This window comes from Telmatobacter sp. DSM 110680 (assembly GCF_039994875.1).
Taxonomy (GTDB): domain Bacteria; phylum Acidobacteriota; class Terriglobia; order Terriglobales; family Acidobacteriaceae; genus Telmatobacter.
In genome coordinates this window covers 867,143-892,733 of record NZ_CP121196.1, presented here as the reverse complement: position 1 = coordinate 892,733, position 25,591 = coordinate 867,143, and the positions used below count along the sequence as shown (strand labels likewise).

The following is a 25,591-nucleotide window of genomic DNA, read 5'->3' as shown; positions in this document are numbered from 1 at the left end:
ACGGAGCTCTTTCCTATTGGGGGCTAGTCCGTCCAACTCCCGTAGACTCCTGGTAATCTGACACGCTGGCTGGTCCCTAGGACCGCCTTCGCCGGATACAATGGGAATACGCGCGAAAACCCGGGCGACTTACGATTTTCTTCAAATTTGGAGCAGGTGCACGTGATAGGTATGTTCCGCCGCGCTATGCGGCTTCACTTGGTTGCAGTGGTGGGGGTTGCGGTTGCGATGCCGTGCCTGGCAGCCATCAGCGCAATCACGCAACAGGCCACGCAGACTTCGCTTGCTGTGGATGCGCACGACCTCAATGGGCGGACGCAAGCCACGCTTTCAATGACGGTTATAGGCGCGGATGGGCAACCTGTGGCCGGCACAATTGCACTCAGCGATCACGGGACGCCCCTCGCCGGGTTTGCGCTGGATGCTCAGGGGCAAGCGGTCGGCAACATTACTCTCGCGCCGGGCGATCACTCGCTGTCCGCTGTCTACACGGGAGATCAGACTCATCTCGGATCAAGTTCTCTGGGCACGCCGATTCGCGCAGTCACCGGCTCAACACCCGATTTTTCGATCTCTATCTCGCCGGGAACGCTTTCACTGAAGCAGGGGCAATCTGGATCGGCAATTGTATCGGTGACGCCAATCAACGCGGTGTCGCTTGCCAGCCCAATGTTCGTCACGATCTCCTGCTCGGGCCTTCCCGATCAGAGCGCCTGCACCTTTACCCCGGAGAATATTGAGATTCCTGTAGGGGCGACGGCTGCCATCACCAGTTCGCTGGTGCTTTCGACTCAGGCTCCCTCGCTGGCGAAAGCCGATCCCATCGTCAAGCGCGAATCGCGGACCATCGCATGGGCAGTTCTGTTGCCCGGCACATTGATGCTGGGTGGGCTTGCATTCAGCGCGAGACGCCGTCGCTTCCTCAGCCGGCTTGTCCTACTTGGCCTCGTGGCATTTGTTTCGGTACTGGGAACCGCAGCCTGCTCGCCGCTTTATAACTACAAAAACCACGGGCCGCCACAAAATCTTCCCACGCCCGCAGGCACCTATTCGGTTAAGGTCGCGGCACAATCCAGCAATGGCGTTACTGCAACTACGCACACGACAACTTTTGGGCTAACGGTCACGCAATAAAGCACATTCCGTTCAAACACTACGGGCCGCATCTGTCAGCAGATGCGGCCCGCTTGTTTCGGTGATCACTGCTGCGTCTAGAAAGTGCGAGAAATTCCTGCAATCACCGTATAGTCAGCAAACGCTGCGTCGCCGTGGGTGTGGTTCTCAATGTCAGTCACGCTAATCTTGCGATTCCGCTCCATGGCCCACGGGCCGCTGGCATAAAGCCCGTAGCGCCCGTGCGAATACATCATGCCGGGTTCGATGGAGATGACGTAACCGGGCCTGCGGAATCCGTTGCTGGATCCGAAGGCATCGCGCACGGGAACGCCTTCCATGCGACCGCCGATGCTGAAGGCGAGGCCGCGCAGAGGCTTAACGCCGGTGACTGGGCGCGAAAATCCACCGCGCCAGAGGTACTGATCGGTGGCGGAGACTACGCCCTCTCCGGGAGCCGGACGGCCCGTGATAACGCCCGTCGTGTCTTGGGGACTGAAGAGCCAAGATCCCGTGAAGTACGTCGAAGTGTGCCAATAGAGTTCGCGGTAGGCTTCGGTGGCGAGGCTGAATCCCCACGTGCCGTCGCCCGGTTGGATCGACTCGTCAAAGGGCAGAATGATCTTCGACCCATTCGATGAAGTCTTGGTTCCCTTCGCATCGTTGATGCCTGTAGGCAGTTTCAACTGCGCGGAAAAGGCGACGTTGCCGTGGCTCTCTGTCGGGGGACGCCACACCCACGACTGCACGCCGACCGTGACATCGCCGATGCCGCCAGAGCGATAGATGTTCAACGGGCTGCTCTGGCCATGGCGCGTGGCCTCCATCGCCGGTACTGTTGCAATCACGCTCAGACGCGGCGTGACCTGGTAATTCAAATCCATCTCAACAAGGTTTACGTGGTTGACGACTGCGGAGTGCTGCGTCTGCCGCTGGATCTGGTAGACCGTTCCAATGTAGTGCTTGTAGGAGTTGTAAACGCGGTAACCAGTCGAAATCGTAAGTCCATGCAGGAAATTCGTTCCCGCCGAATGCGCGATCGCGGCTTCATTAGTCGGATCGAGACCCGAGATGATGGGCTGTGGGGAGTGGGCGGCGACACAACCCTGCGCGTGTGCAGCAGGTTGCAGGCAGAAGAGAGAGACAAACAGCGCAGCGGGGACACCTGCGCTCCGCAACAGGAGGTTCTTCATTTGTTTTCTCCAAATCAGGTAGACCGAACTGACCTCAAAATTCCCCTCGGGGCACAAACCACAGGACGGGGAAAACCTGTGTGAGGAATCCTGATGACAGTAGCAGTGCGGTGGCAGCAAATACGTCGGTCATCGTGACGAGTGTCCACTCATACTTTCGGTGGAGTCGAATTCCTGTTGCAGCCGTTATCGTCAGGAACGATGCTCCGTAACCGAATTGCAACAGCAGGACTAACCTTGCTTGTGGCGTTTGCTCTGCTGCCGGCTTCACTGACGGCAAAGCGTCTGCCAGACCCGGCGTTCAAAACGCTGGACGGCAAGACCCACAAAATTTCCTCCCTGCGTGGACAGATTGTAGTGGTGAACTTCTGGGCGACGTGGTGCGGACCCTGCCAGGAGGAATTGCCGCGCTTATCGCAGATCGCTGCCTCCTACGCAGGCAAGCCTGTCAGTTTTGTCTTCATTTCCATTGATGCGGCCAAGGATCGAGCGAAGATTCCAAATACCCTCGCTAGACTGCACCTCTCATTCGACAGCTGGGTGAATGCGGACACGGATACGCTCGGCAGCTTCGGCCTGGGTGACATCGTGCCAGGCACCATCGTGCTTGACGAGAATGGCGACGCAGTGGCGCGCGTGATGGGAGAAGCCAAGGAAGACGACGTGCGCAAGCCGGTAGACTGGCTGCTCGGCGGCAAAAATGGCGAAGCTCCCACTGCTCTCGCAAAACGTTATTAACAGCGCGTCTCCGCAGTTGTTCAGCCTTTTCCGCTATCCTTTCAGGTTGAGGTGAATTGGTATGACGGAGACGGCTACTCGTCCGCAGACAACGACGCGTCCGCAACTTGCTTATCTGACGGCTGTGCTGGATGAGCTCAAGGCGAAAGGTACACATTTCAAGCTGAGAGTGCTGGACGACCAGCAGGCGCCGGTGTGTCACTATGACGGCCGCGAGGTGATCAACCTGGCCAGCAACAATTACCTGGGGCTGGCAAATCATCCCAAGCTCATTGAGGCTTCGCTGAAGGCCACGAAGGAACTTGGAGTGGGCTCGGGCGCAGTGCGGACGATCGCGGGAACGATGCGCATCCATATGGAATTGGAAGAGGGGATTGCGCGCTTCAAAAACGTTGAGGCATGTGTCGTCTTCCAGAGCGGGTTCGCAGCCAATGCAGGTACCGTAAGCGCGATCCTCGGCAAGGAAGATTTCATTCTCTCCGATGAGTTGAATCACGCCAGCATCATTGACGGCGCACGGCTGTCACGCGCAAAGATCAAGGTCTTCCGACACAAGGATGCCGATCATTGTGAAGAATTGCTGAAGGAGATTGCCAACGAACCGGGACACAAGCTTGTTATCACCGACGGCGTGTTCTCGATGGACGGCGACATCGGGCCGGTTGATAAGCTAGCGAAGCTGGCGGAGAAGTACGGCGCCATCATGATGGTCGATGATGCGCATGCATCAGGCGTGCTTGGACGCAATGGGCGCGGCAGCATCGATCACTTCGGCATGCATGGGCGCGTGGATGTGCAGGTGGGCACGCTGTCAAAGGCCATTGGGTCGCTGGGTGGATATGTGTGTGGGTCGAAAGACTTGATCGATTTCCTCTACCATCGCGCGCGGCCATTTCTCTTTTCGACTTCGCATCCGCCGTCGGTGGCAGCCAGTTGCATCGCGGCATTCGACATTCTGGAGACTGAGCCGGAGCGCATCGATAGGCTGTGGAAGAACACCAGGTATTTTCAGGGCCAGCTTAAAAACGCGGGATTTAACATCGGCGGCGTAAACACTCCAGCGACTGAAACGCCGATTACGCCGGTGATAGTCGGCGAAGGACGCGCGGCGATGGATTTCTCGCGAGCGCTGTTTGACGAAGGCGTGATGGGAACGGGGATTGCTTTTCCGACAGTGCCGGAAGGCAAGGCACGCATTCGGCTGATCCTGACCAGCGAACACACGAAGGAGCAGCTCGATCGTGCGCTGGAGACGCTGGAACGGGTCGCCAAGCGGATGGGGCTTCTACAATAGCGTTTGCGCAATCAGTTGAGGATTCTGTGATGACAGCACACCGGAAAAGCAGATCCTTCGCTCCGCTTACCCCACGGACCCAAGTCCGCGGGGCCCCGAGCGTGCTGCGCTCAGGATGACACCGACAGTTTTCAACGGTTAGAGAATCTGGATTTGGGGAACAATGATCGCGCATCTGCGGGGCAAGCTGATTCACAAAGAGCCAGGCCAGGCCATTGTCGAGGCTGGCGGCGTGGGATATGACGTCGTTATCTCCGTGCCGGCATTTACGGCGCTGCCAAGCGTAGGCGCGGAGACCTCGCTGCACATCCACACGCAGGTGAGCGAAGACCAGATTGCGTTGTTTGGTTTTCTCGATCGCGAAGAGAAGCGGCTATTCGAGCGCCTGATTACGGTGAGCGGCGTGGGGCCCAAGCTGGCCATCAAGATTCTGAGCGGGCTTGCGCCGGAGCGGACGGTGCAGGCGATTCGCGCACAGGATCATGCGCAGTTGACGCGCGTTCCCGGCGTGGGCAAGAAGCTGGCAGAGCGGCTTGTGGTGGAGTTAAAAGACAAGCTGGAAGACTTCGCTGTTGCTCCAACGCCGAGTTCGGTTGCCGGGCCGGCGGTGGATGATGTGCTTTCAGCGCTGACGAATCTTGGCTATCAGCGGCCTGCGGCAGAGAAGGCGATCGAGCAGTCCGTAGCAAAAGACAAGGCGCTCGCTGGGGATTTCGATGGGCTGTTCCGCGCGGCGCTGAAGGTAATTCGCTGACAAGACGCAGAGCTCCTAGTTAGTAGAGGCCGATGTCGTACGCCGCGGATTCGCGACGTTGAACGCGTTTCAACAATTGAGACACTCGAATCAGGAAAGCAGAATTTCGTTTTCCTCAGGAAATACGCGGGCTGTGCATGCACCGCATCGCACACTCGCCTACACTGACATGCGTATGCCACGCGCAACTAAATCATCTCCTGCAGCACCGGCGCCCTATCTTCGACCTGAAGCGATTACATTTCTGCGCAACCTGGCCAAGCACAACGATCGCGATTGGTTTACGCCGCGCAAGCCGCAGTTTGAAGCGCAACTGAAGGAACCAATGTTGTTGATCGTTCGCAAGATCACCGATGCAATGATTGACTTTGCGCCACAGCATATTCGTCCCGCGGAAAAGAGCTTGTTCCGCATCTATCGCGACACGCGCTTCAGCCACGACAAGCGGCCGTACAAAACGCACGTTGCTGCGTGGTGGTCGCACCAGGGTCTGGAGAAAACTTCGGGAGCAGGGTATTACTTTCAGGTGAGCCCCAAGGGTGTGGTGATTGCCGCGGGTGCATACATGCCCGAAAAGGAACAATTGGCAGCGATCCGAAACTGGCTGCTCGACAACCACGAAGATTTTCGAAAGATTTTGAAGAAGCCCGCGGTGCGCAAGACTTTCAGCGAATTCGAGGGCGAAGCGCTGAGCCGCCCACCTAAGGGCTTTCCTGCAGATCATCCGGGAATGGATCTGATTCGCTGTAAACAGTGGGGCTTGAGCACAACGCTCCCCGTTGGGGCGGCGCAGCGAAAGGATTTTGCAAAGGTTCTGGTGAAGCACTTAAAGCTGCTGGCGCCGATGGTGGACGCGCTGAATACGCCGATTGCTGCCGCTGCCGCACCAAAACGCAAAGTGCTTTTTGGCTTGCATTAGTCGAAAATAGGTCCGGATGAAGAACCGAATTTGCCTGTATTTTTGAGGTTTCCGGCCACCTGAAACCGCAAAAACCCGCTAAAACAGGCGTTTTCGGCCTAAATACCCACAAAAACCCAAGAAAACTGTGGAAAACCAACGTTTTTACCTTGACTTTGGGCTACCCAAAGCCGCATTGTTACGAACGACAGGGTTCTCGCGAACCCGCATGAATACAGGGGTTTTGTGCACTACGTTGCCTCCAGGCGTTTCGGCAACAGGGTAAGGAAACGCTTGAGGTCGCACTACCCCATGCGGTTCGCTTTATGGCTTCTTAGAACTTGCTGAAGATGCCGGGCGGCGGGATACCAGGCAACAAATTGCGAAGGAGAACATCACATGGCAACTGGAATGACCAAGACTGGACTTACCCGGCATATGGCCGAGAAGCTCGAACTGACCAACAAACAATCGGCCGCTTTCCTTGATCTTCTGGCTGAAACAGCAATCAAGGAGACGAAGAAGAACGGCGTATTCGTAATCCCCGGCATCGGCCGCCTCGTAAAGGCGGAGCGCAAAGCGCGCATGGGCCGCAACCCGCAGACGGGCGAGGCAATCAAGATCAAGGCGAAGACCGTGGTGAAGTTCCGCGTGGCGAAGTCGGCCAAGGACACCATCGCGCCGCCAAAGAAGTAGTTCCCTTTTCCTGAAGGGTGCCGTACAAGAAGGGGAAGAGCTCGCGCTCTTCCCCTTCTTCATTGCGCGATTCTGTTCCTTTGGAAATCTGCACTGAAAATTTGCGCACCTTTGCGGGTTGCATACATCGAAGAGGAATGGCAACTCAAACGAACGCCCTGATTCAAACGAGTGCCGCGGCTACCGGATCGGTGCTCACGTTGCTTCGACTTGAAGGCTTGGCGGTAGCCGCCGTGACTGCGGTGCTGTATGCGCGGACGGGCGCGAGCTGGTGGCTGTTTGCGGCGCTGTGGCTGACGCCCGACCTGTCGATGCTGGGCTATCTTTACCGGCCATGTTGGGGTGCGCGGTGTTACAACGCGGTGCACGCCTATGTTGTGCCGGGAGTGCTGGCGTTGAGTGGATTGGTTCTGCATGTGAATGCAGTTCTGCCGTTCGCGCTCATCTGGGCTAATCACATCGGAGTGGATCGGATGCTGGGATACGGCCTGAAGTATTCAGACGGATTCGGATTCACGCACCTTGGCCGCCTGGGAAAGCGTAACGCTACTTCATCGGCTCGGGGTTAACGTTCACGCGCGGCAGAAATGCGCGCACCACCAGGGACGCTCCGAAAAAGATGAGGATGATGCGGCCCGTCAGTTGCGGATCATAGTTGCGCGCATAAACAATAATCGCGACAAGGACGCCGATGGGCGTTAGCTCTGCCACGAAGGCGCGGAGCCATTGCGGCTTTGTGCCTGCCGGCACGGGTGCGCCGCGAAATCGCGGAATGAAGCGAGGCACTGCATGGAGGTAAGCAGCGTAAGGCTCGCCTATCTTCGCGGTGAGAAATGCTTCCTCGCCGAGAGTAAGCCGGATGGAGAAGGCAGTGATGAGGATTAAGGCAAATGCTGCTCCGGTGACCGGCATCAGGAACGCCAATGCGATGACCATGCACAAAAGGCCGATGTAGAGAGGGTTGCGCATGTAGCGATACGGACCGTCGGCCATTACTTCGCCGGCCACCATGCTGCCGCTGTTTACCGTGGTGGGGCCAAGATAGGCCGCTCCCCAGACGCGAAAAAGGACCGCTTTGGCTGCGATCAGCGAGGCCAAGATGAGAAGTGCGGTTGTTCCGGTTGAGAAGGACGCGATGCCGGTGCGACTGAGCTCGAGTGCAAGCCACTCCAGCAGTGAGATGCGGCGGCCGATGTGCCAAGGCTCGATCCAAGGCGCCCAGAATCCAAGAATGATTATGGCCGCGTTGATAAGCATTCGCAGCCGGAACTCAATTGCACTCGCTCGCATGTATATCCTTGCGCCGGAGTTTATCATCCGACGCAGCGATACGACGGCTCTTTACTCCCAGCGCAGCGCGGTCACAGGATCCGTTTTCATTGCGGAGCGCGCAGGGATCAGAATCGCGATCAGAGCCACCAGCGCCAAAAGGACCGTGACAGCGGCGAAGCTTGCAGGATCGTGCGGGCTGACACTGAAAAGCACACTTTGGAGGACGCGCGATAACACGAGCGCCGCTAGCAGCCCAATTGCACCACCGATCAGGACCAGGCGAAAGCCTTCGCTCAAGATGAGACGCAAAACATCAGCGTGCGTTGCGCCGAGTGCCATTCGAATGCCGATCTCCTGCGTGCGCTGTACAGCCATGAACGATACAACTCCATAAAGCCCGATGATGGCCATCAACAATCCTATGCCCGCAAAGAAACTGATCAATGCTGTCTCGAACCGGGGGCGATCGGCGAGCCCGCTTACACGCTCGTTCAACGTCTCAATCTCCACAGGCACTGTTGGATCGAGGGCGCTCACTTGCGTTCGGATCCATTCTGACATCGCAGTTGGTGGAAGTGTTGTCTTCACCACAAACGCTGCCGAATGCGGCTGTTGCCAATCCTCCGCTTCAGCTCGCCACAATTGGTAATACTCCGGCTCATCCTCCTCGCTAAGCCCGGAGTTTTTGACGTTTGCCGCCACGCCCTCGACTGTGAACCAGGGGCCGCCCGGCACCGGCTTCACGCGCTGGCCCAGCGGATTCTGGCCGGGAAACAATCGCGAAGCCAGTGAACTGCTAATAATCATGAAGTGTTCGTTTGATGTGCGCTGCGTTTCAGTGAAATTCTGCCCGCGCAGAATTGGTATATCGAGGGCCTTGAAGTAATCAGGGGTTACCCAACGCCATGCCACCATACCACCCGTTCCGCCCGTCAACGGAGGACGCCCCGCAACCTCCATGATGTTGTAAATGTGGTCGCGATGATAGCCGCCCGGAGGTACCGTGTCGCTGAGTGCCAGCGCAGCCACTCCAGGCAGCCTTCGCAGTGCCGCTTCAGCCTGCAGGAAGAACTGCATCCGCGACTGCGGCGTGGTGAATGTGTACCGGTTCAAAGAAATGCTTGCCGTGACCACGCCAGACGTCTGCATGCCGAGTGGTTGCATCTGCAAGCTCGTAAAGCTGCGCACCAGCAGCGCAGCCCCGGCAAGCAGGATCATGCTGACGGCAATCTGGCCAGCGACCAATATCCTCCGCATCCCGGCCCGCGCGCCCAAAGGCAGTGCTCGCGCAGCCAGAGCAATGGAACGTGGTCGTTGCAGAGCAGGAATGATCCCGAACGCCAGCCCACACATTAACGCAAGCACCACAGTGAAGACTAAGATGCGCCCATCCAACTGGGCGCGGTGGAGAAACGGCAGGCCCAAAGGCGCCATGGCAACGAACACGTACAACAGTCCCTGGGCCAGGGCACATCCCGCCGCGGTGCCCGATACGGACAGAATTATTGACTCGACGAGTGCCTGGCGGATTAATCGATTTCGGCTCGCTCCCAGCGCTGAACGCACGGCTAGTTCCCGCTCACGTGCCGTGGCGCGCGTTAACAAAAGGCTTGCCACGTTGGCGCAGGCAATCAGCAACACGGCCAACACGGCTCCAAACAATACCCATGCTGCCTCGCGGGCATCCTGCATCTGCCGCTCTCGTACCGAGCGCACGCGGAGGTGTACCTCACTGCGAAAGCGGGCGGGCGCCTGGCTAAGAGCGTAGTTGAACTCGGGTTGCAGTTGCTCCGCTGCTTGCGCCACCGTGATGCCTGGTTTGAGTCGCGCGAAGGCAAACATCACCCGATCCGGTTCTACCTTGCTTTCGTCGACCGCTTGCGGCACCAGCAGATCGGCTTGCTCCAATGCAGGCATCTCGAAGTTACTGGGCAACACGCCGATCACCCGCACCTGACTGCCATCGATATCGATCAGCCGGTTCACAACGCCAGGGTCACGATTGAAATGGCTGCTCCACAAACTGTACGAAATCAACGCGACCTTCGGACCATTGGGCCGATCTTCCTCGGAAATGAAATTGCGGCCAAGGATGGGCGAGATTCCAAGGCAGGGAAGGAAATTGGCGTCCACGCTGGCACAGCTCAGATGCGCCGGATTGTGTTCGGTCAAATCGCATGCATTCACGCCGGCCTCAGAGGTGAGTGCGGCGAAGGGTGTCTGATGATCGCGCCATTCGTAGTACCACCCTCCCAGCACGAACTCCTGCGGAATGATCGGAGCGGTAAGTCCCACCGACACCAGCCGATCGTCGTGCGCATAAGGCAGCGGCCGAAACAGGATGCGATCGACCACGCTGAAGACCGCAGCCGTCGTGCCGATTCCAAGCGCGAGCGTAAGAATCGCTGCGACTGCAAACACTGGATTTCGCCGAAAACCCCGCAATGCATAACGAACGTCGCGCAGCACGCTCTCAAGCCAGGGCAGCGTGGCCCGGTCGCGATAAGCCTGGCGAGCTTGTTCGGCGCCTCCGAGACGCAGGAGCGCCTGCCGACGAGCTTCGGACTTATTCAGACCTGATCGAACCGCTTCGTCGATGTCTTGTTCGATGTGGCTCTCGAGTTCCGCGTCAAACTGTTCGACGCTTCGATGCGGCGAGAACAGCGCACAGAGCCTGAACCATAGCGCACGTATCTTTGGCATTCCGACCTCCTAGTCTGCTCTCAGTGCCTCCATGGGATCGACGGCAGCGGCGCGGCGTGCGGGAATCCACGCGGCAACAAGCGCGACGAGCGCCATCAAAAGAGGAATGAGGCAGAACGTCACGGGATCTAGCGTGCTGACCTCAAAGAGGAAGCTATGCAGCAGACGGCTGAGTGCGACGGAACCCGCGAGTCCGATCACGCATCCGGCTCCGGCGAGAATGAGACTCTGCCGCACGACGCTCAACACGATCTGCCACCGCTGCGCGCCTAATGCCAGGCGTAGCCCGATCTCCCGCGTGCGCCAGCTAACCATATACGAGATGAGGCTATAAACGCCGACGGCGCCGATGATCACGGCCAGACCGCCAAATCCAACCAGCAACATCGCCAGAGCTCGCGGAGCGGCGACCGACGTCGCAACGACCTCATCGAGAGAGCGCACGCGCGTGATCGGCACCAGCGAGTCGATGCCCGCCACGGCGCTACGAAGACCTGCCGCAGCTTCAGAAGCGGTGGTGTGCGTACGCAGCATTGCGTACATCACCGGCTGTTCACGGCTCGGTGTCATCGGAAGAAAAACCTCGTCCTTGAATCCCTCTTCCAGACCGCCTTCCCGCGCGTTGCGCACAACCCCCACAACGATCGATGCCTTTTCGGCGTTCCACACCGCCGGAGCGCTTTCATCCTCGACACTCAACAGGTGCTTGCCCAGCGGGTCCTGATTGGGCCAGAGCCGCTGCGCAATGCTCTCGTTGACGACCACAGCTTGGGTGGTGCCCGAGGCATCCTGTGCATCGAGCAAGCGTCCGCGAAGCAGATGGAGATTCAGCACGTTGAAGTAGCCGGTAGAAACAATGCGGCTCGTGGCAAGGCGTGCTCCCTGCCGTGCATCACGCGGATGATCTTCTGCGTCGTAAATATAGTTATTTTCGCGACCGCTCAATGGTAGCGAGTCGACTAGTGCCGCGCTCTCCACGCCGGCAATCCCTTGCGCCCGATCCAGCAGAGATGTGAAGAAGGATTGGCAGCGCCCTTTTTGCTTGCAGGCTGCCGCATCCAGCGAAACCTCGGCGGTAACGGTATGGTCTGCACGGAATCCCGGATCGACGCGGGTGAGCCGATACAAGCTGTGCAGCACCAATCCGGCTGCAGTGATCACTACAACGGTGAGGCCGATCTGCGCTACGACCAGGAACATGGACAGGCCGAATCGCGAACCGGTGCCCAGCAGAGTTCTGCCGCCGATTCGAAGCGTACTCAGCAAGTTCATCGAGGCCATCTTGATCGATGGGATGAGGCCAAACATTAGTCCGGCGAGTACGGATGCACAGAGCGTGAACGTGATATCTCCGAAATGCAGCGACACATCCTGAATGCGCGGTGTATCTGCCGGTAACAGATGCACAAACAGCCTGAGACTCGCGAGAGCCGCGCCGAGGCCCACGGCGCCGGCCGTCAATCCCATGACGACGCTTTCTGACAGGAGTTGCTGGACAAGCCGACGTCCCGAAGCGCCCAGAGCGCTGCGGACCGCAATCTCGCGCTCACGCGCAGTGGCGCGCGCCAGCATGAGGTTGGCCACATTCGCGCAGGCAATCAGAAGAATAAGTCCCACTGCGCCGAATAGCAGCAGCAGCCGCGGACGCATCGAGCCGGTCTGCGATTCGAGCAGCGGCACGGCCGTCATATCCGAAGCCCAGATGTCCGGCATCCGAAAAGGGAAAATGGGAAGGAGCACCGCATGCAGCCTGCGCAACTCTGCCTGCGCTTGCGCGGGAGTGGCTCCATCTGCGAGTCGCCCAAATGCGCGAAGATTGAAATCGCTCCAGGGATCGAAGACATCGCCGCCGCGGTAGGAAACTGGAATCACGAATTGCGTGTCAGCGTAAGGAAAGTGAACACCGATCGGCATCACCCCAATAATTCTGCGCGACACGCCGTCAATGCGGATCTGCCGTCCGATTGCCGAGGGATCCGCGTCGAAGTGCTGTCGCCAATAGCCGTAGCTGAGGACGACATCGTGATCCTCACCTGCATTCGCGTCCGCTGCGGAAAAGAAGCTGCCGAGTTCGGGATGAATTCCCAGCGTGTCGAAGGAGTTCACAGTGACCATCGCGCCGAAAACGCGATCAGGTATATCGGACTCTGAGATGTTCGATTCGGCATCGGGCCCATAACCTGCGACGGCCTTGAGCGCAGTCGCATGCGCGCCAAGCTCGCGAATCCAGCCTTTGGGGAAGGTTGGCGAATTCTCACCGGAAATACGCACGAGGCGATCCTGGCGAGCGTAGGGCAACGGGCGCAACAAGATGCAATCGACAAGGGTGTAGATGATCGCATTTGCGCCGATGCCGAGGGCCAGGGTCAGCACCGCGGTGATCGTGAAACCCGGCGCACGGCGCATCTGACGCACGGCAAAGCTGAGGTCTTGCAATACGCTTTCGACGGGCGGGAGAGTGGCACGGTCTCGAAATGCCTGCCGGGTCTGCTCGACGCCGCCCAGCCGCAGCAGAGCCTGGCGATGCGCTTCTTCGCTGCTAAGTCCGGCGCGCATCGCGTCGTCAGCGTCCATTGCGATATGACTTTCCAGCTCGGCGTCAAATTCCATAGCCTTCCGGCGTACAAAGACGCCGCGAAATCGCAGCCACAACGCCTTGAGTGACCTCATGGGTAATCTCCTATTCCGTGCGCAATGCCTGCACGGGATCGATGGAAGCTGCACGCCGCGCGGGAAGCCAGCAGGCAACCAGCGCGACTCCTGCAAGAAACAGCGGGACAATCGTAAAAGTCAGCGAATCGTGCGGCTGAATTCCATAAAGAAAACTCGACGCGAGTCTTGAAAGCATCCATGCGGCGGGCCAGCCGATTACCATCGCGATGATGGCCAGCACCATTCCCTGTCGAACGACGAGTCGTTCGACAAGGCCGGGACGCGCCCCGAGCGCCATGCGGATTCCAATCTCGCGAGTTCGGCGGCTAACGGCGTAACTCATCACGCCGTAGAGACCGACCGCTGCGAGCAACAGTCCTATAAAGCCGAAAACGCCAAAGAGCGTGGCGGCAAGCCGCGGCAGGAAATATGCCGTACGCACATGCTCTTCCATGGTCTCTTCGCCATAAATAGCCATCGCTGGGTCGAGGACGTGGATCTCGCGACGCACCGATTGCTCGAGCGATGCGGGATTGCGCGAAGTGTGCACAAGCAGGGTGTAACCCATCAGGGAAGGGTCTGCTGCGATGCTTTGATTGAGTGAGCGGTAGAGCACGGGACGGATATCTTCGCCCAGAGATCGAGATTTGACATTGCCGACGACACCAATGATCTCGTAGGTGGTGCCTCCTCCCGTAATCCGTTGTCCAAGGGGATTTTTCTGCCCGAGGACGCGCTCGGCAAAGGATTGGCTTACCACGGCTGTGTTGATCGCTGCGGATTTTTCGTCGCCGAAGTCGCTGCCCGATAGACGCGGAATGCCCATAACGTCGAAGAATCCAGGAGTGACCATATAGAGATCCGCGTCGACAGGCGCGGGACCACTCCCTGGGTTAGCTGCGACAGAAAATGCGTCGCTGCGATTTCCATCCGAGAGGAGAGCGACATCGGTGCAGGCAACCGCATCCACGCCGGGGAGCGCCGCGACGCGTTGCCTGATCTGCCCGAAAAACTGCGCCGTGCGTTCTGCCGTATACCCGTGAACGCGCGGATCAACTGACATTTTGAGCAATCCTTGTGGACGGAAACCGATATCAATTGTTGCCGCGCTCCCGAGGCTCCGAAGGAAGAGTCCCGTGAGGGAAAGCAAAACCACCGACATCGCGATCTGAACCACGATGAGTATGTTGCGCAGGCTGAGGGGGCGGCCAGGCCGCGCCAGCGCATCTTCGCCCTTCAGGGAATTTGCCAGCCGTGGATGCGAGGCAGCCCACGCAGGCGCTACGCCCAGCACCACTCCGCTTACAACGCTGAGTGCGAATGCGAAGGCCAATACGCGCCAGTCCTCATCAATGCGGACATCAATGGGCACGGGTGCGGGCAGTCTCATCGCTGAGAGGATATTTGTAGACCAGAGGGAGAGAAGAACTCCCGTCGCACCACCACCAAGTCCGAGAAGAACACTCTCCATCAACATCTGGCGGCGCAGTCGGGCCCGCGTTGCTCCCATTGCAAGCCGAATAGCCATATCGCGCTGACGCAACGCGGCCTGCGCGAACAGCAGATTGGCGACGTTGGCTCCGGCAATCGCGAGAACGAGTAGAACAACGACCGTCAAAGCTGTGAAGAAGAGGATGACGGGACCGCGCACGTTGGAAGGCAAGGAGCCCGCTTGCTCAAACACAATAGTGCTGCCTTTATCTGTATCCGGATAGGCGCTTGCGAGACGCCTAGCAATCCCTTTCAACTCGACAGAGGCCCGTGTGGGAGAGACGCCGGGAGCGAGGCGAGCGAGCACATCCACGAAATGAAATTGCCGTGATTTTTGATCGGGAACGGTGGGGACGAGCGTTCCGATATTTCCTATCGGCACCCAAAACTCCGTATAGAGGATCTGATCGGCTCCGTGGAATGAAGGAGGCGCGATACCAACCACCGTAAAGTTACGGCCAGAGATATGAACGGATTTACCCACAAGCGCAGGATCGCTGTCGAAGCGGCGCCGCCAGAGATTTTCGCCCAGCACGACGGAGGGCGCGCTTTCCTCGCTGGGCGTAAAACCGCGGCCCAGCACCATGTGGAGTTCTGTGACGTCAAAGAAGTTCGCGGTCACGCCCTGTCCCCAAACGCGCTCCGGCTCTCCCGGACCACCAATCGAAGCGGGAATCAGTTCGTAATAGGCAGCCACTCCGGCAAAGGACCTGGCCTGATCGCGCACATCTGTATAGAGAGGCCACGAAAATGAATTGCAGCATCGATCGCCATCATGTGTGGTGTGCAATGCTAGCAGCGTTGTAGGGTTGCCCATCGGTGCTGGGCGCAGAACGAATCGATTGACCATCGAGAAAATGGTGGCATTGGCGCCGATACCGAGACCGATCGAAAGGATGGCGATAGCAGTAACGGCGGGGTGCTTGGCGAGCCTCCGAACGGCATAACGCAGATCGCGCACCAGGTTTTCGATCCAAGGAAGACTGGTGCGTTCGCGCTGTGCCTGGCGGACTTGTTCTACGCCTCCGAGTTGAATGAGGGCTCGCCTGCGCGCTTCGTCAGGACTCAGTCCGGAGCGCAGAGCTTCGTCAACGTGCATGCCAATGTGCGAGTCGAGCTCTTGGGAAAACTCGTCGTCGGTGCGGCGAGGGCGCAGCAAGCCGGTGAAGCGAATCCAAAGCGCACGGAGTTTTCGCATTGCCTCTCCTATTCGGTACGCAACGCCTGCATCGGGTCGATGGATGCCGCACGACGAGCTGGGACAAGCGCAGCAACCAGCCCGCAGACAACAAGCAGCACAGATATAGAAATCACTGTCAATGGATCGTGTTCGCTTACTCCGAAGAGAAATGACTTGAGCAAACGCGTGATGAGCCACGTGCAGAACAACCCTGTAAAAAGTCCGCTGACCACGAGCACAGAAGCGTTCTTCAGAATCAGGAGCAGGACATCGCCGCGCTCTGCTCCGAGCGCCATGCGGATGCCCACTTCGCGCATGCGCCGGTTCACTGAGAATGCCATCAGACCGTAGAGGCCCACCAGCGCCAGCACCAATGCGATGGCGGCGAACGCCACGAGAAGCGATGTCTGGAACCGCCGTCGCGCACTTGCGAGCGAGACCAGGTCGCCCATGGTGCGGACATCGGAAAATGTTACATCTGGATCGGTCGTCTTCAATGCCGAACGAATTTCATTAACCATCACCGCGGGTGGAAGCGACGACCGCACGGCGAGCGAGTTCTCGCGCGTATCGTAGCTCGGGCTGTACATCTGTGCCTGCGGCTCCTCTTCCAGGCTTGTGTGGCGTACGTCAGCAACAACGCCGACCACCGTGCCCCATTGCGCCTGCTTTTCGTCCGTGCTGATCCGCCCGCCAATCGGATTGCGATTGGAAAAGTAGGTCCGGGCAAATCGCTCGTTGATGATGACGGGATGCGCGGGACCCGGATCGTCGCTTTCACTGAAGTATCGTCCAGCGATGAGCGGGATTTGCATCGCGTCAAAATAGTTGGGCGTAATCGATCGTGCTTCGACGATCTGACCTTTCTGGTTTGCGAAGCCATCAATCCTGAAAGTGGAAAGGCTCTCGCTCTTCGCCAACGGCAGGTCACTGACCGCGCCAGCTGAAATCACTCCTGGAAGTTTGCTGATCTTCTCGAGGATGCTTTTTAAGTAGGCTGCGCGACCTGACTGTGGCTGGTCGTAGCGGTCGCCGAGCGCGATGTTCATGGTCAACGTGGACTGCGAAAAGCCCGTATCCACCGAGATGACGTTGATGTAACTGCGCATCAGCAAGCCGGCGCCAGCAAGCAGCACCACAACCATGGCGGTTTGCGCGACGATCAACGCGCTCTGCAAACGGCTGTGTCCCGCTGATCTCCCCGGTCCGTTGTGCGACTTCAGAAAGTCTGTGAGTTGCATACGCGAGGCACTCGCAGCGGGCAACAGGCCGGCGATCATGCTTGTCAACATTGAAGCCACGATTGCGACCAGCAGCACACGCCCGTCAAGAGAGGCTTCATTCAGTCGCGGAATGTTGCCGGGATCGAGACGCGGCAGCACGCGCAGGAAGATAAACGCAAGCATCATACCGACCGCGCAGCCACCGATCCCAATCAGCAGCGATTCGGTCAGAAGCTGCCGTACCATTCGGCCGCGGCCAGCGCCAAGCGCGGAACGCACGCTCAACTCGCGACCACGCTCAGCCGCGCGCGCCAGCAGCAGATTGGCGGCGTTTCCGCAGGCAATCAGAAGCACGAGGGCGACAGTGCCGAGCAGCAGATTCATCAGCGGTCGCACCGGGCCAATCGAGAGTCCCGTGAAGCTCTCCACCAGCGCGCCCCAATCGCCAAGCTGACCGGGATACAGGCGGTTGAAACGAGCCATCATCGTGCCAAACTCTGACTGCGCCTGCTCGATGGATACTCCTGGGCGCAGGCGCGCAACGGCTACATTGTCATCGATGTCACGATCCGCCTTCTGCTTCGGCGTCAACGCGAGCGGTACCCAGATTCGCGTGGAGACAATGTGCGGGTTTCCGTAGGGCAGATCCGAGTTGAACGGGTACTCGAACTTGGGGGGCATCACGCCGATAATCTGATACATCGCGTTATCAAGTTGCAGCGAGCGCTTCAGGACGTCTGCGTTCGCCCCGAACATCGACACCCAAAGCGAATGGCTGATGACGGCAACCTTCGAGTGGCCGGGTTGATTGTCATCGGCGTTGATCGTGCGGCCCAGTTCCGGCGTGGACTGGAGCGTTGAAAAAAAGCCTTCATCTACGCGCGCTGCTTCGACCGTCTCCGTCGCTCCCTGGATCGGGACTTTGAACAAGGCCTGCTCGTACGAAGTCATGTCTGCGAACGATTTATTCTCGCGCTTGATGTCATAAAAATCGCCGTAGCGCGGACAGATCACTTCGGGCGGAATTTTCAGATTTGGATTTGGAGTAAACAGATAAACGAGACGCTGAGGATCTCCGTAAGGCAGTGAGCGAATGAGCACGGCATTCACGAGACTGAAGATCGCCGTACACGCTCCAATGCCGAGACCCAGCGTAAGCACGGCCGTCACGGTGAAGCCTGGCGTCCGACGTAATGTGCGAAGGCCGTAGCGAAGGTCCTGAGAGAAGTTTTCTATCCACAGCAGACCGCGCCGCTCGCGGTAAGCCTGTCGTGTTTGTTCCGCACCGCCGAGCCGCAGCAGCGCCTGACGACGGGCCTCTGTTGGAGAAAGGCCAGCCTCAATGCCCGCCGCCGCATCCATCGCGACATGCGCTTCGAGTTCCGCATCGAAGTCGTGCGCGGCATCTCCGGTACGCAGCGTGCCATGAAGCCGGCGCCAGAAGGCACGAAATTTTGCTGGCAGGGTACTCATACGTTCTCCGCTATGCGCCTTCGGCGGGAGTCAGAAAGCGCGAAAGAATTTCAGTCGCCTGCTCCCACTCGGCTGCCGCCTTGCGCACCTGCTTGTGGCCGGCTTTGGTCAGTTCGTAGAACTTCGCTTTGCGGTTGTTATCGGAGGTGCCCCACTCGGAGCGAACGTATCCCTCCTGCTCAAGCTTCAGCAGGGCCGGATAGAGCGTGCCGTAGTTGAGCTGGAGCAGATCGCCGCTGGTCTGCTCGATACGGCGAGCGAGCCCATACCCATGTTGCGGGCCCATAGTCTCAAGTGTTTTCAGAATCATCAAGGCCAGCGTGCCCTGCCAAACATCGGTTTTGTCGCCCATTGTCTGCTCCTCTTGCCAAGCAATAGGAGCAATGTACGCCGGTTTCTATGGGAATGCAATAGGAAGATTTTTCAGTGAGAGAATTTGAACTCGAGACGCTGTCAGATTAACATGTTAGGCTCGCCGAAGATTCTTGTGGAGGCTTTGAAGCATGAGGCGAACTCTCTCAGTGCTTGTGGCAACGGTGGTGGCACCCTGTGCGTTAGTGGCGCAGAACGTAGGCTCTGCACCATCAGACCTTGCAGCTTCGGCCAAACGGCAGTTGCCGGCACTGACCGAGACTTACAAGCACCTGCATCGCAATCCCGAGCTATCGCACCACGAAGAAAAGACATCCGCATTTGTCGCGGGAGAACTGCGCAAGCTGGGATACACCGTAACGGAGCGCGTAGGCAAGTATCCGGATGGCTCACAAGCGTACGGCGTAGTGGCCATGTTGCAGAATGGCGCCGGACCGCGCGTGCTGATTCGCGCCGATATGGATGCACTACCCGTGGAAGAAAAGACCGGTCTCGATTACGCATCGAAAGTGCGCTCGACCAATGCGCAAGGGCAGGACGTAGGCGTGATGCACGCGTGCGGACACGACATCCATATGACGGTTCTGCTGGGCGCTGCGCGTGAATTGGCGGAACGCAAGAGCCAGTGGCATGGAACCTTGATGCTCATCGGTCAACCCTCAGAAGAGATGATTGACGGCTCTAAAGCAATGCTGGCGGACGGTCTGTACGGGCGTTTCGGGCGTCCCGACTTCGTGGTAGCGGAGCACGATTCCAATGACGTAGCGGCGGGATCCATCTCCATCAAAGGCGGCCCGCTGCTCGCGAGCTCCAACGGAATCACTGTCACGATGCGTGGGATTGGCGGCCACGGCTCACGACCCGAAGCTGGAAAAGACCCGATCGTGCTGGCTGCGGAGTTCGTGCTGGTGGCCCAGACCATCGTCAGCCGCCAGATTGATCCGCAGCAACCAGCGGTGTTGACGGTGGGCACAATTCACGGTGGGACGAAGAACAACATCATTCCCGACGAAGTGCAATTGGGAATTTCGCTGCGGACCTACTCGCCTGCGGTGCGTGACGCGATAATCGCGGACATTCGCCGCACTGCAAAAGGTCTCGCCGAGTCGTACGGCATCCCCGAGGACCGCATGCCGGTGGTGACGCTGGGCGAGAGCACGCCGGAGACCTTCAACGATCCTGCGCTCGCGGAACGTCTGCGTGCATCGGCAGTGGCAGCGTTGGGAAAGGGCCGCGTTGAGGAAGCCAAAGCTGTGATGGGCAGCGAAGACGTGGGACTGTTCACCCTAGACGGGAAAATCCCCGGCGTGATGTATTGGCTGGGAGCAGCCGATGCCAGCAAGCTGGCGGAAAGCAAGAAGACAGGCGTTTCGCTGCCGAGTCTGCACTCCGCTTTGTTTGCTCCGGTCTATGCACCCGCAATCGAGACGGGAGTAACAGCGATGACGGCGATGGCGCTCGACCTGCTGAAGTAGTAACTTCGTCCATCGATAATCGCCTGAGCTGTCTATTTTGACGGATCCACGAGAGCCTGGTCGACGACCGCGTGTGCGCTGTACTCCAGCCTTCCGTTGTCCGGGCTCATCATCCGCTGGATCATCCCAACGAACACAATATCGTTGACGGGATCGACCCAGAACCACGTGCCCGCGGCGCCGTCCCAGAAAAACGTTCCTTTGCCGTCGGGGAGATTGGCTTCAGGCGGATCGAAGACAACTGCGCAGTCATACCCATAGCCAAACCCTGGCCTCATCACCTGGGAGCCAATGCCGAACTTGCCGGTGAGCAACTCCGTGGGAACATGGTTCGAGGTCATCAGTTTGACCGTCGCGGGCGACAAAATTCGCTTGCCGTCCAGCTCGCCGCTATTCAGAAGCATGGTCGCGAAGCGGTAATAATCCTCCGCCGTAGAGACCATGCCGCCTCCGCCTGAAGGCATCGTCGGCTGCACATCGTAATCGCCTGATCTGTGGCTGGCGCTGGGATCCGCAACCAACTCTCCGGTTGGGCTGCTACGATAGAGCACTGAGAATCGGCTGCGCTTGTCAGCAGGAACGAAAAAGCCGGCATCGCGCATTTCAAGTGGCACATAGATGTTGTCGCGCACGAAATCAGGGAGCGATTTGCCGGAAAGCTTTTCGACAATGTAACCCTGGACATCCATGGACATGCTGTAGGTCCATCCTTGGCCGGGCTGATAGAGCAGCGGGATCTTGGCCAGCTTGTCGATGAACTCCTGCAGATTGGCCGAAGCCAGGAGGTTCGCGTCGCGATACATCTTGTCGACGGGAGTGTCGCCGAAAAATCCGTACGTGAATCCAGCCGTGTGCGTCATCAGTTCGCGCATGGTGGGAGGATGATCTGGATCCGTCAAGATAAGGTTTCCGCTGGAGTCTACGCCTTTGTAGACCTTCAGGTGCGCGAATTCAGGTATGAATTTGGAGATGGGGTCTGAGGGCAGCCACTTTCCCTGTTCGTAGAGGATCATCATGGCCACACCGGTCACGGGCTTCGTCATCGAAAAATCGCGGAAGATGACATCCTTGGTCATCGGTGCGCTGGCCGCAACGTCACGATAACCATAGGTCCTGTAATCGATAACTTTCCCGTGGCGGGCAAGGATCGTGACGACGCCGGCGAGCTGCTTTTGATCGACCGCCTGCTGCATCATTGCGTGCAACCGCTCAAGGCGCTCTGAAGAAAATCCAACGGTCTCCGGCTTTACAACGTTTAGATCGAGCGGATAGTTCGGTGCCGGCTTCGCGCTCTGCTGCGCAATGGACAGGCATGTACTGAACGCAAGCATAGCCGCCACAGAAACGGCTCGAAATGCGGATAGGGACGAGGCGTGTCTCATGAGTTCTCCCCGCGGCCAGCAATACTGTTACGAGCGCAATCGCGACAAGTTCGCAGCGCAATGATTGCCAGCCGTAAATGCCAGTCCTTTATAGCAGAGGGCGGTTGCCGCCTGAAGCACGGCAGCACCGGGCGGTACTCTGGACCACCCGGCCTGCTTATCGCTAATAAATTAACTTAAGTGAGAATTGGATCTGGCGCGACGTACCAGCAGTCTTGCTGATCTGCCCGAATCCATTCGTGCGGCTGATGACAGCTGAGGGCACGCCGCCTGTCGTGTTTGTTGAAACGCCCAGGATGTTTGCAGGCAGACCCATGTTCACAATGTTGAAGAGATTGAAGAATTCGCTTCGGAATTGCAGGCCCATCCTCTCGGCTCCGCTGGCTCGACGCCCTAGTGGCGTGTCTTTGATAAATGCAAAGTCATAGTTGTAGAAAGCCGGACCACGGAAAGAATTGCGCCCGAGCGTCCCGAACAACCCCTGGTTAGGCCCGGTGCCGCCAGGCTGGAACACGGGAATGCTGAAGAAGTCAGGACCATCGCCTCCGCCATGACCAAAGTAGTCTGCGCGGTCTTTGCGTGCTGTGGAGAGCTGAGGCTTCGCAATCTGATTTGGTCGATCGACGCCGTTCGACCCCGCCCCAGTCTGCTGGATTCCGGAGTAAACCGTAAATGGAGATCCAGAGTTGATGCTTGCGATCACCAGCATCTCCCAGCCGTTGGTGATCACCCTGGGAGCCGCATCGATGTATTTGATGCTCGACAGATGGAGGTCCTGAGCGGCGCTGATGCTGAATCCATGTGTGACATCGAAATTCGATACTGCCTTCTCAGCATGTGTATTTAGTGGATTCTGCGAGAAGCCGGAAGCTACTGCTCCAGTTGACCCGGTTCCGCCAAGTACGAGGCTCGTGTTATCGATGGATTTGCCCCAGGTGTAGCCCGCCTGAATTCCCGGACCGGAGTGACCCACAGTACCCGACAGCGAGGTTTGTAGCGCGTGATAACTGGAGTGCGAATCGTTGAAAATCACGTTCTCAACCCCAAATCCGCCGATCACGTTCCCCGCACTGTCGAACTTTGTATCTTTGGCGAATTCCGCGGTTGCTCCGGGGTAGGCGTTCGGAAAGCCGTAACGGGGCAAGTGCTGCGCTGCGGTTCCAACGTACGCCGCATCGGCAGTCAAATTGCCGAACTTCCGTTCCGCGCCGACCGTCCAGGTAAAGAGCCTGCCAATGCCGAATGCCGGATTGACGCCAGATAAATTGAGAGGGGTAATGCTGGTCGAATCAGTCAACGCTGCAAGGTCCCGCTGATAGCGGTCTACATCCATCACCGTGTTCGACGGAACGGATTTGGGAGTGTTGTTTGCAAAGATGTTAGTGCCGCCGGGCGTGTAGACATCGGGCAACTGTGAAGGCAATATCTGGTAGCCATAACTGAACGGCGCCGCGGAAGACGAAACACGACGGGGATAGATCACGTAGGGCGTCGAGCCAGTAAGAAAGTTATCCTGCCAGATATTCGGCGGAATCACGGTAACGGCTCCGCCAATATGCGCTGTGATTTTGGGTGTCGCTTGCCAAGCCGCTTGAATGCGCGGTCCCCAGCCGTTCCAATCGGTTTTGTAGCCGGGCTGAGGATTTATTAAATACTGCGTTTGCCCATCAACCGAGCGGAAGCGCCCGGTGCGATGGGCACGCTCGGAGATGGGAGTGTAGACTTCCCAGCGAACGCCGTAATCGAGCGTCAGCCTGGGAGTGACCTTCCAGGTGTCCTGTACCCACGCGTTATAGTCTTCCCTGTTGATCGCGGCAGGACCGATGTGCTGCCCGCCGGAAGAAAATGTGGGAGGGAGTGCGACGGTATAGACGAACGGACTTCCAGTAATGAAGCTGGAAAAAGTGTCGGGCAACGCATCACCAACATGAATATCGTGAGTTCCACTCGCGGAGGTTATATTCGTCGTGGCATACGCAGTGCCTCCGCCGAAATCATATTCGCCGTTCGGAGCGATGCCAAAGTATGTGGTGTCGCGATTGATCCTTGTTTCAAATCCTGCCCGGAATGAGTGGCTGCCCTTTGAGTACGACACCGATTGGTAGCCCTGGAAGAGGTTGCCGTATGCCTGCATGACCGAACCAGCAGCACTATTGAATGCCTCAAACAGGCCGTCATTGAACTTCACGGCTGGATCGGTGTAGTCGGTCGTAGGAAAGCCGGGACTTGTGCGGGTGATATTGATCATCGATTCGAGGATCAGGTGCGGCGAGATCGAACGAGTATACGTGCCCGCAACATTGCGTTGGTGATCGTTGTACTGGACTCCGAATCGCGGATCAATTGCTGTCTGGTCTGGATTTGTGGTTGGACCCGACAGGTTGTCGTAGTTGAACCGGGCAAAAAACTTGTCCTTCTCTGTGAAGTTGTGATCAATTCGGATTGAGAATTGATCGGCGTTAGTATCAACTTTCGATGCCGTCGCATAGGTGTTGACGCCGAAAGAACCGGTCGCGAGATTGGGCAGAGGATACCGTGCAAGGATCGCCGCAATCGAGGGATCGACGGGCAGGGCAAGAGTGTCTACGCTCTTATCCGGATAAACGATCACATGGTTGACATAGTTACTTCCCGCCTGGGGACGCTCCGATGACGAAGGCACAGGCATTACCTGCGTCGTCCCGAGCACCTGGCGAAAGCCCTGGAACTGGGTGAAATAAAAGGTCCGCTTGCGGCCATCGTAAACGTGCGGGATGTAGACCGGTCCGCCATTCGTGAAGCCGAATTCGTTTCGCCGGAAGGGCGGGATGCGTCCCGGATAGGCGGGTGTCGCATGATCGAAATAATTGCGCGCGTCAAAAGCGGAGTTGCGCACGAATTCGAAGAATGAGCCATGAAATCCGCTCGCGCCCGAACGGGTATGAATATTGGTGAAACCCGCCGCGCCGCGCCCGATCTCTGCCGGCATCCAGCCGGAACTCGAATCGATTCCTTCTACTGCGTCCACGTTGAAGTTGGAAAAGGTAGCGCCGCCCATCTCGGGGTCGCTGATATCCGCCCCATCCATTGCGAAAGTGGCCTCAACGCCGCGCTGACCGTTGATAGCGAACTGTGCTGTGAAGTTGGTTGCGCCATTCGAGTCGGTCATAGTGCCGGCCGCCAACAGCAGCAGCGAGCTGAAATCGCGCTTGTTTAACGGCAGCTCGCTCACCGCCTGGCTCGAGAGCTCTTCGCCACCCGTGGCCGTCTGTCCCTTGCTCTGCACTGCGGCAACCGTCAGTTCGCCGCGGCCAGACAATGTAAGCACAACTTCCGGGCCGCCGGCCGCAAGCTCAACCGGCTGAGCATACTCGGCCTTGCTGCCCTTGGTGGCCACGCTCAAGTGGTAACTTCCCGCCGGCAACATCTGGACGACAAATCGTCCGTCGGAATCGGTGCGCGCTTCCGCTTTTCGGCCACTTGTGGCGAGTGTAACTTTCGCGTCCGCAATGGGCGCTCCGCCAGCATTGCGCAAAACCCCGCGCCATGCGACCTGCACGGCGGTTTGCGCGACTGCACCAGCGGATGCGATGAAAAAAGCTAGAGCAAGAAAGCGAGAGAGGCGAACTGCGTAGCCCTGTAAGACAGAGAGAACAAAAGATCCATTTTTACTTTTCACTGGACAGCAACCTTATGAAAACAG

Annotated in this window: 17 protein-coding genes; 8 read left to right on the top strand and 9 right to left on the bottom strand. The window is 58.2% G+C overall.

What is annotated here, in order from left to right:
• Positions 1–171: 171 nt before the first annotated feature.
• Positions 172–1,134 carry an Ig-like domain-containing protein gene (locus P8935_RS03540; RefSeq protein ID WP_348265306.1) on the top strand — a complete coding sequence of 321 codons (963 nt, stop codon included), beginning with the start codon at positions 172–174 and terminating at the stop codon, positions 1,132–1,134.
• Positions 1,135–1,211: 77 nt separating this feature from the next.
• Here P8935_RS03540 and P8935_RS03535 read toward each other — a convergent pair whose 3' ends face one another.
• A complete protein-coding gene (locus P8935_RS03535; RefSeq protein ID WP_348263637.1) occupies positions 1,212–2,306 on the bottom strand; it encodes a hypothetical protein in 1,095 nt (364 codons plus the stop codon).
• A 201-nt stretch (positions 2,307–2,507) separates the two neighbouring features.
• Between P8935_RS03535 and P8935_RS03530 the strand changes: the two genes are divergently transcribed.
• From P8935_RS03530 to P8935_RS03505, 6 genes are all read left to right on the top strand, one after another.
• Positions 2,508–3,044, top strand: coding sequence for a TlpA disulfide reductase family protein (locus P8935_RS03530; protein WP_348263636.1), 537 nt, complete (start codon positions 2,508–2,510; stop codon positions 3,042–3,044).
• Between the two features lie 61 nt (positions 3,045–3,105).
• Entirely contained in the window at positions 3,106–4,338 is a 1,233-nt protein-coding gene (locus P8935_RS03525; RefSeq protein WP_348263635.1) for a glycine C-acetyltransferase, read from the top strand.
• A 163-nt stretch (positions 4,339–4,501) separates the two neighbouring features.
• Positions 4,502–5,092 carry a Holliday junction branch migration protein RuvA gene (ruvA, locus tag P8935_RS03520; RefSeq protein WP_348263634.1) on the top strand — a complete coding sequence of 197 codons (591 nt, stop codon included), beginning with the start codon at positions 4,502–4,504 and terminating at the stop codon, positions 5,090–5,092.
• A gap of 133 nt (positions 5,093–5,225) precedes the next feature.
• Positions 5,226–6,011 (top strand): DUF2461 domain-containing protein, encoded by a 786-nt coding sequence (locus tag P8935_RS03515; RefSeq protein WP_348263633.1) that lies wholly within the window; start codon positions 5,226–5,228, stop codon positions 6,009–6,011.
• 378 nt (positions 6,012–6,389) lie between these two features.
• Complete coding sequence (locus P8935_RS03510) at positions 6,390–6,686, top strand: HU family DNA-binding protein (protein WP_348263632.1); 297 nt, start codon at positions 6,390–6,392, stop codon at positions 6,684–6,686.
• A 137-nt stretch (positions 6,687–6,823) separates the two neighbouring features.
• On the top strand, positions 6,824–7,255 hold the full coding sequence (locus P8935_RS03505; protein ID WP_348263631.1) for a DUF4260 domain-containing protein: 432 nt from the start codon (positions 6,824–6,826) through the stop codon (positions 7,253–7,255).
• Here the strand turns inward: P8935_RS03505 and P8935_RS03500 are convergent.
• From P8935_RS03500 to P8935_RS03475, 6 genes are all read right to left on the bottom strand, one after another.
• Entirely contained in the window at positions 7,233–7,943 is a 711-nt protein-coding gene (locus P8935_RS03500; protein ID WP_348263630.1) for a methyltransferase, read from the bottom strand. The genes P8935_RS03505 and P8935_RS03500 overlap by 23 nt on opposite strands.
• Before the next feature lie 84 nt (positions 7,944–8,027).
• Positions 8,028–10,661 (bottom strand): ABC transporter permease, encoded by a 2,634-nt coding sequence (locus tag P8935_RS03495; RefSeq protein ID WP_348263629.1) that lies wholly within the window; start codon positions 10,659–10,661, stop codon positions 8,028–8,030.
• A gap of 9 nt (positions 10,662–10,670) precedes the next feature.
• On the bottom strand, positions 10,671–13,331 hold the full coding sequence (locus P8935_RS03490) for an ABC transporter permease (RefSeq protein WP_348263628.1): 2,661 nt from the start codon (positions 13,329–13,331) through the stop codon (positions 10,671–10,673).
• 10 nt (positions 13,332–13,341) lie between these two features.
• On the bottom strand, positions 13,342–16,002 hold the full coding sequence (locus P8935_RS03485; RefSeq protein WP_348263627.1) for an ABC transporter permease: 2,661 nt from the start codon (positions 16,000–16,002) through the stop codon (positions 13,342–13,344).
• Positions 16,003–16,010: 8 nt separating this feature from the next.
• Positions 16,011–18,680, bottom strand: coding sequence for an ABC transporter permease (locus P8935_RS03480; protein ID WP_348263626.1), 2,670 nt, complete (start codon positions 18,678–18,680; stop codon positions 16,011–16,013).
• A 10-nt stretch (positions 18,681–18,690) separates the two neighbouring features.
• The gene (locus P8935_RS03475) at positions 18,691–19,032 is read right to left on the bottom strand and encodes a PadR family transcriptional regulator (RefSeq protein WP_348263625.1); all 342 of its coding nucleotides are present in this window, start codon (positions 19,030–19,032) and stop codon (positions 18,691–18,693) included.
• 151 nt (positions 19,033–19,183) lie between these two features.
• Here P8935_RS03475 and P8935_RS03470 point away from each other — a divergent pair, with 151 nt between their 5' ends.
• A complete protein-coding gene (locus P8935_RS03470; RefSeq protein WP_348263624.1) occupies positions 19,184–20,527 on the top strand; it encodes an amidohydrolase in 1,344 nt (447 codons plus the stop codon).
• A 32-nt stretch (positions 20,528–20,559) separates the two neighbouring features.
• Here the strand turns inward: P8935_RS03470 and P8935_RS03465 are convergent, their stop codons facing one another.
• Positions 20,560–21,909, bottom strand: coding sequence for a serine hydrolase domain-containing protein (locus P8935_RS03465; RefSeq protein WP_348263623.1), 1,350 nt, complete (start codon positions 21,907–21,909; stop codon positions 20,560–20,562).
• A 163-nt stretch (positions 21,910–22,072) separates the two neighbouring features.
• Positions 22,073–25,567: a TonB-dependent receptor gene (locus tag P8935_RS03460; RefSeq protein ID WP_348263622.1), complete on the bottom strand. Its 3,495-nt coding sequence runs from the start codon at positions 25,565–25,567 to the stop codon at positions 22,073–22,075.
• Between the last annotated feature and the right edge of the window lie 24 nt (positions 25,568–25,591).

Excerpts from the sequence above, each read along its gene's own strand:
- P8935_RS03530 (WP_348263636.1), top strand. The coding sequence starts at position 2,508 with ATGCTCCGTAACCGAATTGCAACAGCAGGACTAACCTTGCTTGTGGCG.
- P8935_RS03495 (WP_348263629.1), bottom strand. The coding sequence starts at position 10,661 with ATGCCAAAGATACGTGCGCTATGGTTCAGGCTCTGTGCGCTGTTCTCG.
- P8935_RS03535 (WP_348263637.1), bottom strand. The coding sequence starts at position 2,306 with ATGAAGAACCTCCTGTTGCGGAGCGCAGGTGTCCCCGCTGCGCTGTTT.
- P8935_RS03480 (WP_348263626.1), bottom strand. The coding sequence starts at position 18,680 with ATGAGTACCCTGCCAGCAAAATTTCGTGCCTTCTGGCGCCGGCTTCAT.
- P8935_RS03505 (WP_348263631.1), top strand. The coding sequence starts at position 6,824 with ATGGCAACTCAAACGAACGCCCTGATTCAAACGAGTGCCGCGGCTACC.
- P8935_RS03500 (WP_348263630.1), bottom strand. The coding sequence starts at position 7,943 with ATGCTTATCAACGCGGCCATAATCATTCTTGGATTCTGGGCGCCTTGG.
- P8935_RS03540 (WP_348265306.1), top strand. The coding sequence starts at position 172 with ATGTTCCGCCGCGCTATGCGGCTTCACTTGGTTGCAGTGGTGGGGGTT.
- P8935_RS03475 (WP_348263625.1), bottom strand. The coding sequence starts at position 19,032 with ATGGGCGACAAAACCGATGTTTGGCAGGGCACGCTGGCCTTGATGATT.
- P8935_RS03490 (WP_348263628.1), bottom strand. The coding sequence starts at position 13,331 with ATGAGGTCACTCAAGGCGTTGTGGCTGCGATTTCGCGGCGTCTTTGTA.
- P8935_RS03525 (WP_348263635.1), top strand. The coding sequence starts at position 3,106 with ATGACGGAGACGGCTACTCGTCCGCAGACAACGACGCGTCCGCAACTT.
- P8935_RS03485 (WP_348263627.1), bottom strand. The coding sequence starts at position 16,002 with ATGCGAAAACTCCGTGCGCTTTGGATTCGCTTCACCGGCTTGCTGCGC.
- ruvA (WP_348263634.1), top strand. The coding sequence starts at position 4,502 with ATGATCGCGCATCTGCGGGGCAAGCTGATTCACAAAGAGCCAGGCCAG.
- P8935_RS03470 (WP_348263624.1), top strand. The coding sequence starts at position 19,184 with ATGAGGCGAACTCTCTCAGTGCTTGTGGCAACGGTGGTGGCACCCTGT.
- P8935_RS03510 (WP_348263632.1), top strand. The coding sequence starts at position 6,390 with ATGGCAACTGGAATGACCAAGACTGGACTTACCCGGCATATGGCCGAG.
- P8935_RS03465 (WP_348263623.1), bottom strand. The coding sequence starts at position 21,909 with ATGAGACACGCCTCGTCCCTATCCGCATTTCGAGCCGTTTCTGTGGCG.